This is a genomic window from Pseudomonas sp. Marseille-Q8238, assembly GCF_965111915.1.
In genome coordinates this window covers 68635-81471 of record NZ_CBCOPI010000001.1, presented here as the reverse complement: position 1 = coordinate 81471, position 12837 = coordinate 68635, and the positions used below count along the sequence as shown (strand labels likewise).

The 12837-nt window shown below is 63.9% G+C and carries 13 protein-coding genes; 4 read left to right on the top strand and 9 right to left on the bottom strand.

All coding sequences use genetic code 11. From position 1 onward, the window contains the following. The first annotated feature begins 103 nt into the window (after positions 1-103). Positions 104-1663, top strand: coding sequence for a nitric oxide reductase transcriptional regulator NorR (norR, locus tag ACWPW0_RS00390; protein ID WP_454254091.1), 1560 nt, complete (start codon positions 104-106; stop codon positions 1661-1663). Between the two features lie 194 nt (positions 1664-1857). Here the strand turns inward: norR and ACWPW0_RS00385 are convergent, their stop codons facing one another. From ACWPW0_RS00385 to ACWPW0_RS00355, 7 genes are all read right to left on the bottom strand, one after another. Further along, positions 1858-3084: a nucleoside recognition domain-containing protein gene (locus ACWPW0_RS00385; RefSeq protein WP_454254090.1), complete on the bottom strand. Its 1227-nt coding sequence runs from the start codon at positions 3082-3084 to the stop codon at positions 1858-1860. 524 nt (positions 3085-3608) lie between these two features. Then, positions 3609-4070 (bottom strand): inhibitor of vertebrate lysozyme family protein, encoded by a 462-nt coding sequence (locus tag ACWPW0_RS00380; RefSeq protein ID WP_447587938.1) that lies wholly within the window; start codon positions 4068-4070, stop codon positions 3609-3611. 9 nt (positions 4071-4079) lie between these two features. Continuing rightward, positions 4080-4244 (bottom strand): DUF1328 domain-containing protein, encoded by a 165-nt coding sequence (locus tag ACWPW0_RS00375; protein ID WP_233685637.1) that lies wholly within the window; start codon positions 4242-4244, stop codon positions 4080-4082. Between the two features lie 48 nt (positions 4245-4292). Beyond that, a complete protein-coding gene (locus tag ACWPW0_RS00370; RefSeq protein ID WP_447587935.1) occupies positions 4293-4493 on the bottom strand; it encodes a hypothetical protein in 201 nt (66 codons plus the stop codon). A 27-nt stretch (positions 4494-4520) separates the two neighbouring features. Beyond that, positions 4521-4760 (bottom strand): hypothetical protein, encoded by a 240-nt coding sequence (locus tag ACWPW0_RS00365; protein WP_447587933.1) that lies wholly within the window; start codon positions 4758-4760, stop codon positions 4521-4523. Positions 4761-5014: 254 nt separating this feature from the next. Next, on the bottom strand, positions 5015-5449 hold the full coding sequence (locus ACWPW0_RS00360; protein WP_447587931.1) for a PA2169 family four-helix-bundle protein: 435 nt from the start codon (positions 5447-5449) through the stop codon (positions 5015-5017). A gap of 78 nt (positions 5450-5527) precedes the next feature. Then, positions 5528-6364 carry a BON domain-containing protein gene (locus ACWPW0_RS00355; RefSeq protein WP_454254089.1) on the bottom strand — a complete coding sequence of 279 codons (837 nt, stop codon included), beginning with the start codon at positions 6362-6364 and terminating at the stop codon, positions 5528-5530. Between the two features lie 228 nt (positions 6365-6592). Between ACWPW0_RS00355 and algB the strand changes: the two genes are divergently transcribed. Both algB and ACWPW0_RS00345 read left to right on the top strand, forming a co-directional pair. Next, positions 6593-7927 carry a sigma-54-dependent response regulator transcription factor AlgB gene (algB, locus tag ACWPW0_RS00350; RefSeq protein ID WP_447587927.1) on the top strand — a complete coding sequence of 445 codons (1335 nt, stop codon included), beginning with the start codon at positions 6593-6595 and terminating at the stop codon, positions 7925-7927. After that, positions 7924-9699 carry an ATP-binding protein gene (locus ACWPW0_RS00345; protein WP_454254088.1) on the top strand — a complete coding sequence of 592 codons (1776 nt, stop codon included), beginning with the start codon at positions 7924-7926 and terminating at the stop codon, positions 9697-9699. The genes algB and ACWPW0_RS00345 overlap by 4 nt, the downstream gene beginning before the upstream one ends. Positions 9700-9809: 110 nt before the next feature. On the opposite strand, the gene ACWPW0_RS00340 is transcribed toward ACWPW0_RS00345, so the two are convergent. Both ACWPW0_RS00340 and ACWPW0_RS00335 read right to left on the bottom strand, forming a co-directional pair. Further along, a complete protein-coding gene (locus tag ACWPW0_RS00340) occupies positions 9810-10586 on the bottom strand; it encodes an N-acetylmuramoyl-L-alanine amidase (protein ID WP_454254087.1) in 777 nt (258 codons plus the stop codon). Next, positions 10583-11176 carry a MarC family protein gene (locus tag ACWPW0_RS00335; protein WP_454254086.1) on the bottom strand — a complete coding sequence of 198 codons (594 nt, stop codon included), beginning with the start codon at positions 11174-11176 and terminating at the stop codon, positions 10583-10585. The genes ACWPW0_RS00340 and ACWPW0_RS00335 overlap by 4 nt, the downstream gene beginning before the upstream one ends. Before the next feature lie 222 nt (positions 11177-11398). Here ACWPW0_RS00335 and ACWPW0_RS00330 point away from each other — a divergent pair, with 222 nt between their 5' ends. Next, positions 11399-12799, top strand: coding sequence for a DASH family cryptochrome (locus tag ACWPW0_RS00330; RefSeq protein ID WP_454254085.1), 1401 nt, complete (start codon positions 11399-11401; stop codon positions 12797-12799). Positions 12800-12837: the final 38 nt, after the last annotated feature.

Sequence of the window (12837 nt, the reverse complement as noted above, 5' to 3'; positions counted from 1 at the left end):
AGCATCTGTGCCAGTAATTTATCTATTTAAATCAAATACTTGAACAATACAGAGTCGATTCGACAGCACAGAGAAAGAGTCAATCGGACAGCAAGGAGTCAACATGACAACCCACCCATTGCTCCAGGCATGGTTGCCACTGGTCGATGATCTCAGCCGGGAACTGGCCGAGGATGAGCGCTATCGGCGCCTGCTCAGCGCCCTGCGCACGCTGATTCCCTGCGACGCCGCCGCGCTGCTGCGCCTGGACGGCGGGCAATTGATTCCGCTGGCAGTGGACGGACTCAGCGCGGACACCCTGGGCCGCCGCTTCACCCTCACCGAGCACCCGCGCTTCGAGGTGCTGCTGGGCAATCGCCAGCCGACCCGCTTCGCCGCCGACAGCGAACTGCCCGACCCTTACGACGGCCTGGTGGAGAAACATGTCGGCCACCTGGAAGTGCACGATTGCCTGGGCTGCCCGCTGTTCATCGACGACCGCCCCTGGGGCCTGCTCACCCTCGACAGCATGACCCCCGGCAGCTTCGCCCAACGCGACCTGGACAACCTGGAAGCCTTCACGCGCCTGGCGGCCGCCTCGGTCAAGGCCCACCAGCGCCTGCTCAACCTGACCCAGCGCGCCGAGGCCGAACGCCAACTGGCCGCGCGCTTTCGCGAAGTCGCCGGCCAGGCGGTACGTGCCGAACTGATCGGCCAGAGCACCGCGCACAAGCGCCTGCAGGCGGAGATCGACACGGTGGCCGGCAGCGACCTGACGGTACTGATCGGCGGTGAGACCGGGGTCGGCAAGGAGCTGGTGGCCCAGGCCATTCACGGCCGCTCGCCGCGCGCCAGCAAACCGCTGATCAGCATCAACTGCGCAGCGCTGCCGGAACAACTGGTGGAGAGTGAATTGTTCGGCCATGTCCGCGGCGCCTTCACCGGCGCCAGCGGCGAGCGCAGCGGCAAATTCGAGCTGGCCGATGGCGGCACGCTGTTTCTCGACGAGGTGGGTGAGTTGCCGCTGGCGGTGCAGGCCAAGCTACTGCGTGTGCTGCAGAGCGGCCAGTTGCAACGCCTGGGCTCGGACCGCGAGCACCGGGTGGACGTGCGCATCCTTGCCGCCACCAACCGTGAGCTGGCCGAGGAGGTGCGCGCCGGCCGTTTCCGCGCCGATCTCTATCACCGCCTTAGCGTCTATCCACTGCAGGTACCGCCACTGCGCGAACGTGGTCGTGACGTCCTCTTGTTGGCCGGGCACTTCCTCGAACAGAACCGCGCCCGCCTGCACTTGCGTGGCCTGCGCCTGGCCAGTGAGGCCCAGGCGGCGCTGCTCGCCCATGCCTGGCCGGGCAACGTGCGCGAACTGGAACACCTGCTGGGTCGCGCGGTACTCAAGGCCCTGGCCCGCCAACCGGAACGCCCGCGCATCCTCAGTCTGGAAGCCGTCGATCTGGATCTGGGAACTGCTCAGCCAATCCGCCAAGCCACCACCGCAATACCGCCAGCGACCACGCCCGACACCCCGATCGGGGACCTGCGCGAAGCGGTGGACGCCTATCAACGCCAGCTGATCCAGAGCGCCCTGCAGCGCCACCAGGACAACTGGGCCGCCACCGCCCGCGAGCTGGGACTCGACCGCGCCAACCTGCACCGGCTGGCCGTGCGCCTGGGGCTCAAGTAGGGGGCGTCGTGCGACCGGCATGCTTGCACATTGTCCGGTGCGCCTGGCGCTCCCTACGCAAGCCTGTGCAATGCGTTGAGGGACTGCGCCTATCCACGGTCGCCTGAACGCTGCGATGCGGAACATCACAAGACAGGCGCCCATGAAAAGCATGGGCGCCATTGATCAAGGTTTATAGATAGAGGGCCTGCCTCTCAGCCGAAGAACCAGTAGCAGACGCTGATCGCCGCGATGACCCCGGCCAGGTCGGCCAGCAGCGCACAGCCCACCGCGTGCCGCGCACGCTGGATGCCCACCGCACCGAAGTACACGGCCAGCACGTAGAAGGTGGTCTCGGTGCTGCCCTGGATGGTCGCTGCCACCAGTGCCGGGAAGCTGTCCACGCCGTGGGTCTGCATGGTTTCAATAAGCATCGCCCGCGCTGCGCTGCCGGAGAACGGCTTGACCAGCGCGGTGGGCAACGCCTCGACGAAACGCGTGTCCCAACCGGCCCATTCGACCAGCGCACGAATGCCGTCCAGGCCAATCTCCAGCGCTCCGGATGCCCGCAGCACACCCACCGCGCAGAGCATCGCCACCAGGTAGGGCAGCAGGCTCTTGGCCACGTCGAAGCCTTCTTTGGCACCTTCGACGAAGCTGTCATACACCGCCACCTTGCGCAGCCAGCCCACCAGCAGGAACAGCAGGATCAGGCCGAACAGGGTCAGGTTGCCAAGCAGCGACGACAGCGCCGCCAGGGCCGTGGCACTGAGGGTGGCGAGCACGGCCATGAAGCCGCCGAGCAGCAGGGCGCCGGGAATCAGGTAGGCCAGCACCACAGGGTCCCACAGGCGCAGGCGCTGCATCAGCGCCACCGAGAGCAGGCCGGCCAAAGTGGAGGCGCTGGTGGCCAACAGGATCGGCAGGAATACCAGGGTCGGGTCCACCGCGCCTTGTTGTGCGCGGTACATGAAGATCGACACCGGCAACAGGGTCAGGGACGAGGCGTTGAGTACCAGGAACAGGATCTGCGCATTGCTCGCCGCCGTGGCGCTGGGGTTGAGCTCCTGCAGGGCCTTCATCGCCTTGAGGCCGATGGGCGTGGCCGCATTGTCCAGGCCCAGGCCGTTGGCGGCGAAGTTGAGGGTGATGAAGCCCAGCGCGGGGTGGCCACGGGGTACTTCGGGCATCAGCCGGGCGAACAGCGGGCCGAGGGCACGCCCCAGCAGATCGACCAGTCCGGCCTTCTCGGCGATGCGCAGAAAGCCCAGCCACAAGGTCAGGGTGCCGAACAGCAATATCATCACCTCGACCGACAGCTTGGCCATGGCGAACAGGCTTTCCACCATCGCCGCCCATACCGCCGGGTCGCCCCCGATCCAGCGTGCCAATGCCGCTACCGCTGCTACCGCGAAAAAGCTCAGCCACAAACCGTTGAGCATGTCGTATCCCCATCGAACCGTGCGCCGATGATAGCGCCTGGCGGGCACAGGGTCGCGGCCGGCTGCGTATCGGTTTCCTACGGGTCATGGATTCAGCCAGCACAGGGGACGGCAGCGAGGGGCACAGCTAGGAAGGAAGAGAGTATGTGCAGAGGTGTAGCGTGGTGTGGCATCGCCGCGAGGCTGGTCAGAACCAGCCCCACGGTTACCGCCTGCCTGACCCGGCCCACAGGTGGAGGTACTCCCTGTACCCCTAGGTCGCGCCGCCTATACCGGCCAACGCATCCCGGCCCCCTGGTCGAATACCGTTTCAGCTGCGCACATCCGGTGCTGACCCTCTGGCATCACCCTGTAAGCGTGACTGCCACGGGTGATAAGGAGCTTCGCGTCGTGCGCTACAGCCTCACGGTTGTCGCGTCTGTCGATGAACCACCGCACTCCGGCAGGCGTTCCTCGACAAATCCCTGGTCCGGATGGCGTTGCCTGGTGCCCGCCGCACCATCCGGTCCTGATTCAGCAGCCGATCAATACCAGTTCGGATCGGCTTGCAGTTGTTCGGTGAGCAGTTTCTTCACCGCTTCATCCGGCTTGCCCAACCAGCGCAGGCTGGCATGTTCGCTGGGCGCCCGGTCCAGTGGCAGGCCTGTAGGCACCTGTACGAGCAGGGCGTAGGCCTTGTCCTTGTCCCAGGTGAAGGCGGCATAGAGACGCTGGCTGAAACAGTTGTGCGCTTCGCAGATCTGTCCGACCAGGTACTTGTCACCCCCATCCGCCACCGCCAGCATCGGCGGTGCAACTCCACTGAGGTTGATGACCCACTCTGGCAAACGACTCTCGTCCTCCAACACATCACGCCAGGCTTGCTGGTAATCCGGATGGCTGGCGAGCAGTTCATTCAGGTGGAACTCGGTATCGGTGTTAGCGGCTATTGCCACCGCGCCGCCGCCCAGAAGCAGGGCGGCCACGAGAGACCTCAGGAACAGCATGCGGTCTCCTTATCCGCGGGGGCGACGCCCCATCACGAAGGACACGATGAACATCACCAGGAACACCACGAACAGAATCTTCGCGATGCCAGTGGCAGTGCCGGCGATACCACCAAAACCGAGTACGGCAGCGATGATGGCAATGATCAGAAAGGTTATGGCCCAGCTCAACATGGCGTTTCTCCTTATTTTCTCGGGGTATTGCGGTGCAGCATCGTGAACTCAGCGCAAGGAGGCATTGACGGCCCAGTGCGATGGATGCGCGTCCCTCTGCAGACGGTCTGTCTCGACGTGGCCCTGGTTGAGGTCCAGACCACTGAGGTCATGGCTTTCAACCAGCGCCGTACCCACCAGCAGCACGCTGGCGCACATGGCACACAAGGCGATCAGAACGGCGACAAACAAGAGAGCAACGATCCACATGGCATGTCTCCTTGGTCAGCTAGCGATTCAGAACACCCAGCGCGGCTGGCGGGGTTGTTCGTTCCAGTGATCGTTAAGGGCGTTGTGGTCGCTGGCCTGTACGCCACCCACCTGCTCGAGGCGCAGGATCTGTGGCGTCGAAGGGGCCAGCTGTACCGCCTGCACCGAAGGGGTCTCGTTAACCTGACCGGCCAGTGCCACCAGCAATGCGCTCCCTGCAAGAAGCCCGTTGCCCAGCAAAATGAAAGACAAGTGACGGTTGTTCATCCTGAAGCTCCTTTCAGTTGTCCAGCGCCGCCGGCCGAGGCCGAGGGCTGATACGTGTTGCATCCATATCGGATGGCGTTGTTATTCATATTGCAGCTGGCGTGCCAGCCTTAATTCAAATAAAACACCATTCAAATCAACAACTTAAAAATCATTCCTGGTAGATCTGCTTGCATCCTGCACGATCCGGTCATTTTGCATCGGGCGATTTGCACGATGGCTGGGGCGACACCTCCTTTGTCACCCGTCATGCATCAAGGATTCGCGTGCTTCAGTGCGCGCATACGCTCGTGGCACGCCCGGATCTTGGGCATTTCCGCGATCAATACAGCGCGTACATCCGGCTCGGCACACTCCAGCGCCTCTTCGAAGGCCTGCAGGATGCGATCCTCCGCTTCCTCCAGCTGCGCCACATAGGTAGCGCCCTCATCACTGGACAGCGTAGCCCGCGTGTCGGCGTACACCTGGCGCAACTTGCCGATGACGGTACCGCCGGTCGCCGGGCTTTCCTGGTTGGCCGCGACCACCGCGGTAAGCGCCCGGATCACCTGGCTCTTGGCCTGTGCCATGTCGCGCCAGATCGAGCGTAGACGCTCGTCCTCGACCTGTTCGATGGCGTGATCGTAGAAGCGCTGACCATCACGGGTGACTTCGATCAGTTCATTGAGTTGGGCAATCTTGTCGGTCATGGTGGTTCTCCTGTCTTGCCGTGCCGACTGAAGAGATTCCAGCCGGCAGCACCCGCCCGATACGGGCCGGTGGATGAATCAACTGACGATGCGCAGTGCTCCGGCATCCACACCGCGCACCCCACGAATGTTGCTGGCGATTTCGATGGCCAGCTCACGCTCGGCATTGCTCAGTACCGTGCCGCTCAGGCTGACCATGCCATCCTGGGTGGCCACGGAGATTTCCAGGGCATCGAGGTTGCGGCTGTAGAACAGGCTGGATTTGACCTTGCTGGTAATCCAGCCATCACTGATCGCCGCCTTGGCATCCTTGGCAGCATTGCGTACCTCGTCAGCCTTGCTGTCGGCGGTGCTCACGCTCAGGTAGTTGTTCACCCGGCGCACGCCATCCGTGTTGGCGGCCAGCTTGCCGGCCAGCTCCTTGGCCGTTGGGGTACGCGCATGGCCATTGAGCGTGACCACGCCGGCCTCGGTCTTCACGGCAACATCCAGGCCCTGGGTGTTGGTGTTCCACAGCAACTTGGACTTCACCGTGGCCGTCAGCGTGGCATCGTCGAAACGCTGGGCCAGGGTGGGTGAATCCGACTCCTCGGGTTGCAGGTCAGGGTCGATCTGCAGCTGGTTGTCGACCGAGTCGATGCCACTGATTCCCAGGGCGATTTGCTCGGCCAGCTCGCGCTCGACCGGCGTCTCCACGCGCCCGGTAAGGATGGCGCGGCCATCTTCCACCTGTACCTTCAACGGGAACGGATTGAGGTGGCGATTGAGGGCAAACGCCGTCCAGATCGAGCCTTCCTGACGCGCCTCGGTCAACTGCTGGGCAACTGCCTCCGGTGCAGCCTGGGCTGCCAGTGGAGTCAGGCCGATAAAGCCGGTGGTGGCCAAGGCCAGGACAAGGGTTTTAAGCGGGGGCATAACACTCTCCAATCGTCTTCACAGCACGACTGCGTGCACAGCCGCGAAGAGAAAGTCGCAAGCACCGTGCCAGCATTTCCGATTAAAACTTCTTTTAAAATCATACGTTTGGATTAACACCATTAGATTGCCAGCATGCAGCCTGCAAGATCGGCCTAGACTCGTCGTGCAACTTGCACGAACTTTCCTTGACTAATGTCTGCACTCACCTAGCGGAGCACTTCCACCATGCAAGCAAACGGTCGCATTCTCCTGGTCGACGACGAAGCGGCGATCCTGCGCACGTTCCGCTATTGCCTGGAGGACGAGGGCTACCAGGTGAGCACTGCCAACAGCGCAGCGCAGGCCGAAACCCTGTTGCTACGCCAGGTCTTCGACCTGTGCTTTCTCGACCTGCGCCTGGGCGAGGACAATGGCCTCGAAGTGCTGGCGCAGATGCGCGTGCAGGCACCGTGGATGCGCGTGGTCATCGTCACCGCGCACTCGGCGGTGGATACCGCCGTCGATGCCATCCAGAACGGCGCGGCGGACTACCTGGTCAAGCCGTGCAGCCCCGACCAACTGCGCCTGGCGGCCGCCAAGCAACTGGAGGTGCGCCAGCTGGCTGCCCGCCTGGAAGCCCTCGAAGGTGAAGTGCGCCAGCCCAAGGACGGCCTCGACTCCCACAGCCCGACCATGATGGGCGTGCTGGAAACCGCGCGGCAGGTCGCCGCGACCGATGCCAACATCCTCATCCTCGGTGAGTCCGGCACCGGCAAGGGCGAACTGGCCCGCGCCATTCACGGCTGGAGCCCACGCTCGCGCAAATCCTGCGTGACCATCAACTGCCCCTCGCTGACCGCCGAGCTGATGGAAAGCGAGCTGTTCGGCCATAGCCGTGGCGCCTTCACCGGCGCCAGCGAAAGCACCCTGGGCCGGGTCAACCAGGCCGATGGCGGCACCCTGTTCCTCGACGAGATCGGCGACTTCCCGCTGACCCTGCAACCCAAGCTGCTGCGCTTCATCCAGGACAAGGAATACGAACGAGTCGGTGATGCGGTGACCCGCCGCGCCGACGTGCGCATTCTTGCCGCGACCAACCTCAACCTGGATGACATGGTGCGCTCCGGCACCTTCCGCGAAGACCTGCTCTATCGCCTCAATGTCATTACACTGCACCTGCCGCCCCTGCGTGAACGCGGCGAAGACATCCTCGCGCTGGCCGAGCGCTTCCTCGCCCGCTTCGTCAAGGACTACGCCCGCCCCGCGCGCGCCTTCAGCGACGAGGCCCGTAGCGCGCTGCTCGACTACCGCTGGCCCGGCAACATCCGCGAGCTGCGCAACGTGATCGAGCGCGCCAGCATCATCTGCGCCGAGGACCGGGTGCAGCCTAGCCACCTCGGCCTGAGCGAAACCACGACCAGCAGCGCACCGCGCGTTGGCGCCGAAATGAGCCTGGAAGCGCTGGAGAAAGCCCATATCGCCGCCGTGCTGGCCAGCAGTGAAACCCTCGACCAGGCGGCCAAGGTGCTGGGCATCGACGCCTCCACCCTGTACCGCAAGCGCAAGCAGTTCGGCCTATGAAACTGCGCAACCGGCTGTTCATCAGCAGCGGCGCACTGATCACCGTGGCGCTGGCGGGCCTGCTGCTGAGCATGTTCAGCGTACTGCAGCTGACCAAGACGCAGAACCAGACGATGCTGCGCAACCTGAAGATCATCGATGCCACCCTGGGCATGCGCCAGGAGGTGGGCCGCCAGGTGACCCTGGTGCTTTCCGAACACCTCGACCAGGCAGCCCTCGATCAGGCCAACAAGAATTTTCACCAGTGGCTGCAACTGGCCCGCGACAGCGCTAACGAAAACACCGACCAACAGGCATTGCTCGATGTCGCCGGCTCCTATGACGAATTCGCCAGGATGCTGGCCCAGCCCAATGACATTCGCCGCGAGCTGCTCAAGAACGATAACTTCGGCAAGGCCCTGGATCACCTGCGTGAGCGTATCAACACCGTCCAGGCACGCTATGTCAGCCTGCTACAAGACGCGCAGGTCGATGCCAGCGAGCGCGCCCGACTGATCGCCTGGCTGCTCGGGCTGATTGGCCTGGCCGTATTGCTGGTTGGCTTCGTCACCGCCAATAGCATTGCCCAGCGCTTCGGTCGACCTATCGAAGCACTGGCGCGAGCCGCCGACAAGATTGGCCAAGGCGACTTCCAGGTCACCCTGCCGCTTTCACCCGTGGCCGAACTGTCTGCACTGAGCCGTCGTTTCGGCTTGATGGCCGATGCCCTGCTGCAGTTCAAGAGCAGCAATATCGAAGCCCTGATGGCCGAGCAACACCGCCTGCAGGCGGTGCTCGACAGCATCGACGACGGCCTGCTGATCTTCGACCGGCGCGGCCTGCTCGAACACTTCAACCCGGTGGCGCAGCGCCAGCTCGGCTGGCAGGACGGCCATGCCGTCGAGAGCCTCGGCCAGGCCCTGCATCGCCCCGCACTCGACGAACAGTTGCAGAAAGCCCTGCGCGGCGAAAACCTGGACGAAGTACCCGAAGACCTGCAGGTCGAAGCCGCTGGCGAAACGCGCCTGCTGACCTACAGCCTGACCCCGGTGATCCATAGCCAGGGGCATATTCTCGGTGCCGTGATGGTGCTGCACGACGTCACCGAGCAGCGCGCCTTCGAACGGGTGCGCAACGAGTTCGTGCTACGTGCCTCCCACGAGTTGCGCACCCCGGTCACCGGCATGCACATGGCCTTCGGTCTGCTGCAGGAGCGCCTGCGCTTCCCCGAGGACGCCCGCGAGAGCGACCTGCTGCGCACCGTCGACGAAGAGATGCACCGACTGGTCCAGCTGATCAACGACCTGCTGCATTTCTCGCGCTACCAGAATGGTCTGCAGAAGCTCGACCTGGCTCCGTGTGATATCGAGGACGTCCTGCACCTAACCAGCCAGCGCTTTGCCGCCGAAGCCCAGGCGCGCGAAGTAAACCTGTCCCTCGATATCTCTGCGCAGTTGCCACGTGCCGCACTCGACCGCCTGCAGATCGAACAGGTGCTGGACAACCTGATCACCAATGCCCTGCGTCATTGCCACCCCGGCGGCAATGTTCGCCTGCAGGCCCGGCGCCAGGAGGATCGGTTGATCCTGAGTGTCGAGGACGACGGCGAAGGCATCGCCTACAGCCAGCAGGGGCGCATCTTCGAGCCTTTCGTGCAGGTCGGACGCAAGAAGGGTGGCGCCGGCCTCGGCCTGGCGCTGTGCAAGGAGATCGTGCAACTGCACGGCGGGCGCATCGGCGTCAATTCACGCCCCGGCCATGGCACCCAGTTCTATCTGACCCTGCCGCTCTGAGTGCCCTGCGGAGCAGACGCTACGCAGGGTGCCCATGCACACCGACAGCTAGCCGTTTATCCAGGCACGCAGCCTGGGCAGCCAGCGGCAGACACTAGCGGTGAACGCGATCAGCCGTGGCTGCCATTGAGCACCAGCAGAATCGCTGCACTTTCGGCATCCGGCTCACCGTCGTAGCGGGCCTGGCGGTACTTCATCTGGAAGGCCGCCAGCACCTTGCGCGTGGCCTCATCCAGGACACCACTCTGCTCGATAGGGTAACCCAGTCGCGCCAGCTGCTCCTGGAACCACAGCGGCGTCGGCAGACTCTGCGCGAATTTCATCTGTTCGCGGGTGACTGCAGCGGCATCCGGCCAGCGGATCAGCCCGGCATCGGCCAGGCGCTTCCACGGGAACAACGGGCCCGGATCGACCTTGCGCTGCGGCGCGATATCGCTGTGACCGATGATGCTGTCGATGGGCAGATCATGACGCTTGACCAGATCCTTGAGCAGCACGATCAGCGCATCGATCTGCGCCGGGTTGTAGGGCTGCCAGTAACGCCCCTGCGGGCCGTCGAAATAGCCCTGGTTGACCAGCTCGATGCCGAGGGTGCTGGCATTCAACCAGGTACGCCCCTGCCACTCGCTGACGCCGGCATGCCAGGCCCGCCGGTTCTCGTCGACCAACCGGTAGATGGTCGGCGGATTGTCGCCGATCAGGTAGTGGCTGCTGACATCGGTCTGCGTCAGCAGGGCCAGCGAGCGCGGCAGGTCGGTGGAGGTGTAGTGCACGACGATGTACTGCACACGGCTGCTCTGCCCGCGGGCAGTCAGGCTGTCATCGATCGTCGGGCCGCTGCTGCAGGCAGCCAGCAGCAGGGCAAGGGTGAGGACAAGAACTCTCATGGGGTGATGTGCAAGACGCTCTGCAAGTTATCCAACAACATGTCGACACTCAGCATGATCAATAGCATGCCGGTCAGACGCTCTACCGCCGTCAGGCCGCGTGGCCCCAGGAACCGTTGTAGCCAGGAGGCCTGCAACAGGATCAGTGCGGTCGCCAGCCAGGCCAGCCCGACGGCCACGTACAATTCCCATAGCGGTCCCTCATGGGTATTGCGCAAGGTCATCAGTACCGCCAACGCCGAAGGACCAGCCACCGCCGGTGTAGCCATCGGCACCAGCATCGGCTCGCCATCCGGCAGGTCGCCCAGCACGCCCTGCGGCGAAGGAAAGATCAGGCGCATGGCAATGACGAACAGGATGATACCGCCAGCAATCGCCGTGGCCTCGCGAGACAGGCCGAGTCCGCTGAGAATCTTGTCACCAAAGGTAAGAAACAGCATGAGCAGGGCCAGGGCGAACAGCAGCTCGCGGACCACTACGCGCAGACGCCGCTCGGGGGCGACATTCTTCAGCGCCGCCAGGTAGATGGCGATGTTGCCGAATGGGTCGGTGACCAGAAACACCAGCACGGCAATGCCGAAGATATCCATGAAACGCTCCTGAACGAATGGTTCATTCTAGGGCTGATGGCATGTTGGCGCGACTGGAACTCGGTCCAGCACGCGGCACTATCACCGCTACAGAAATCGCCAAGTCCGTCATGTTTTCCTTTCATCGGCAGGCGATTGGCAGTCGATGTCGGGATAAACGGTGCCCCTGCCGTGGTCACAGCAGCGTATCGTCACCGACACGCTTACCGAGGGTTGACTGCCATGCGCCGCCTGCTGCTCTGGTTCAAACAGGATCTGCGCCTCGACGACCATCCGGCGGTGCAGGCCGCCGTGGATGCCGAACAGGTTCTGCCGCTGTTCGTGCTCGACCCCGCCCTGCTGGATTACAACGCGCTCGGCAGCCGGCGCCTCGGCGTGCACCGTGCACGCTTCCTCCTCGAAAGCCTGGCCAACCTCGATAGCGAACTGCGTCAGCGCGGCTCTGCCCTGCTGGTACTGCCGGGGCGGGCCGAGGAGGTGATCCCGGCCCTGGTCGAACGCTTTGCCTTGCAGGAAGTGCTGACCTTGGAGGAGATCGCTCCCGAGGAACGTCAGCAACTGGCCGAGCTGCGACAGAAGCTCGGCCACATCCCCTTGCGCGAACTACCGGGCAACAACCTGCTGCGCCTCGATGAGCTGCCTACCGCCCTGGAAGCGCTGCCAGCGGTCTACAGCCAGTTCTGCCAGCAGGTTGAAGAGCGCCTGCCGGTGTTCCAGCCGCTGCCGATCCCTGAGCGCCTGCCGGGCCTGCCGGACAACGCCCTGGAGGTATTCGAGCCATTGCCGGTGCTGTCCCAGCTTGGTCTGGGCGAACCACTCAACGCGCTGCACAGTGCCTTTCCCTTTTCCGGTGGCGAGATCGCGGCATTGGCCAGGGTGCGCGATTACCTGTGGCTGCACCAAGGCGTACGCCACTACCAGGACACCCGCAACGGCCTGATCGGCAGCGAATACTCGTCGAAGTTCTCTCCCTGGCTGGCCAATGGCTGCCTCTCGCCACGCCGTGTGATCGCCGAGCTACGCCGCCACGAAAGCCTGTACGGACGCAACGCCTCCACCCAGGCATTGTGGCGTGCCCTGCTCTGGCGCGACTTCTTCCGCTGGACCCTGCTGCGCCATGGCGACACGCTGTTTCAGCAACGCTCGCCGCATCCGCTCGATGCGCGCTTCACCCAGTGGTGCCAGGGCCGTACCGGCATGCCGCTGGTGGATGCCAACATGCGTGAGCTGGCCGCCACGGGCTTCATGTCCAATCGCGGGCGACAGGTGGTGGCCCGTTATCTCGTGCACGACCTGAATCAGGACTGGCGGCATGGCGCCGCCTGGTTCGAGGAGCACCTGCTCGATTACGACCCCGCCAGCAATTGGGGCAACTGGGCTTACCTCGCCAGCGCCGCCAGCGATCCGCAGCGCCAGCAACCCTTCAACACCCTGCGCCAGGCCCGTCAGTACGACCCGGAAGGTGCCTACGTCAGCCTCTGGCTACCGGAGTTACGCAACGTGCCGGCGCATTTGCGGCATACGCCCTTCCTGCTGTCGCAACGGCAGTTGGAGATCGCCGGCTATCCACGCCTGGAACAGATCCCCGATACGTGGCGCCCATACCTGCCGCATGTGGCTTGAAGCCGGTGCTTGCGTGGAGGCAATCGGGGCGTACGGCG

Bases quoted from the DNA above. Each gene is read 5' to 3' on its own strand.
- ACWPW0_RS00355 (WP_454254089.1), bottom strand. From the start codon at position 6,364: ATGCCCCCGCTTAAAACCCTTGTCCTGGCCTTGGCCACCACCGGCTTT.
- ACWPW0_RS00330 (WP_454254085.1), top strand. From the start codon at position 11,399: ATGCGCCGCCTGCTGCTCTGGTTCAAACAGGATCTGCGCCTCGACGAC.
- algB (WP_447587927.1), top strand. From the start codon at position 6,593: ATGCAAGCAAACGGTCGCATTCTCCTGGTCGACGACGAAGCGGCGATC.
- ACWPW0_RS00370 (WP_447587935.1), bottom strand. From the start codon at position 4,493: ATGTGGATCGTTGCTCTCTTGTTTGTCGCCGTTCTGATCGCCTTGTGT.
- ACWPW0_RS00380 (WP_447587938.1), bottom strand. From the start codon at position 4,070: ATGCTGTTCCTGAGGTCTCTCGTGGCCGCCCTGCTTCTGGGCGGCGGC.
- ACWPW0_RS00385 (WP_454254090.1), bottom strand. From the start codon at position 3,084: ATGCTCAACGGTTTGTGGCTGAGCTTTTTCGCGGTAGCAGCGGTAGCG.
- ACWPW0_RS00360 (WP_447587931.1), bottom strand. From the start codon at position 5,449: ATGACCGACAAGATTGCCCAACTCAATGAACTGATCGAAGTCACCCGT.
- ACWPW0_RS00340 (WP_454254087.1), bottom strand. From the start codon at position 10,586: ATGAGAGTTCTTGTCCTCACCCTTGCCCTGCTGCTGGCTGCCTGCAGC.
- norR (WP_454254091.1), top strand. From the start codon at position 104: ATGACAACCCACCCATTGCTCCAGGCATGGTTGCCACTGGTCGATGAT.
- ACWPW0_RS00365 (WP_447587933.1), bottom strand. From the start codon at position 4,760: ATGAACAACCGTCACTTGTCTTTCATTTTGCTGGGCAACGGGCTTCTT.
- ACWPW0_RS00335 (WP_454254086.1), bottom strand. From the start codon at position 11,176: ATGGATATCTTCGGCATTGCCGTGCTGGTGTTTCTGGTCACCGACCCA.
- ACWPW0_RS00375 (WP_233685637.1), bottom strand. From the start codon at position 4,244: ATGTTGAGCTGGGCCATAACCTTTCTGATCATTGCCATCATCGCTGCC.
- ACWPW0_RS00345 (WP_454254088.1), top strand. From the start codon at position 7,924: ATGAAACTGCGCAACCGGCTGTTCATCAGCAGCGGCGCACTGATCACC.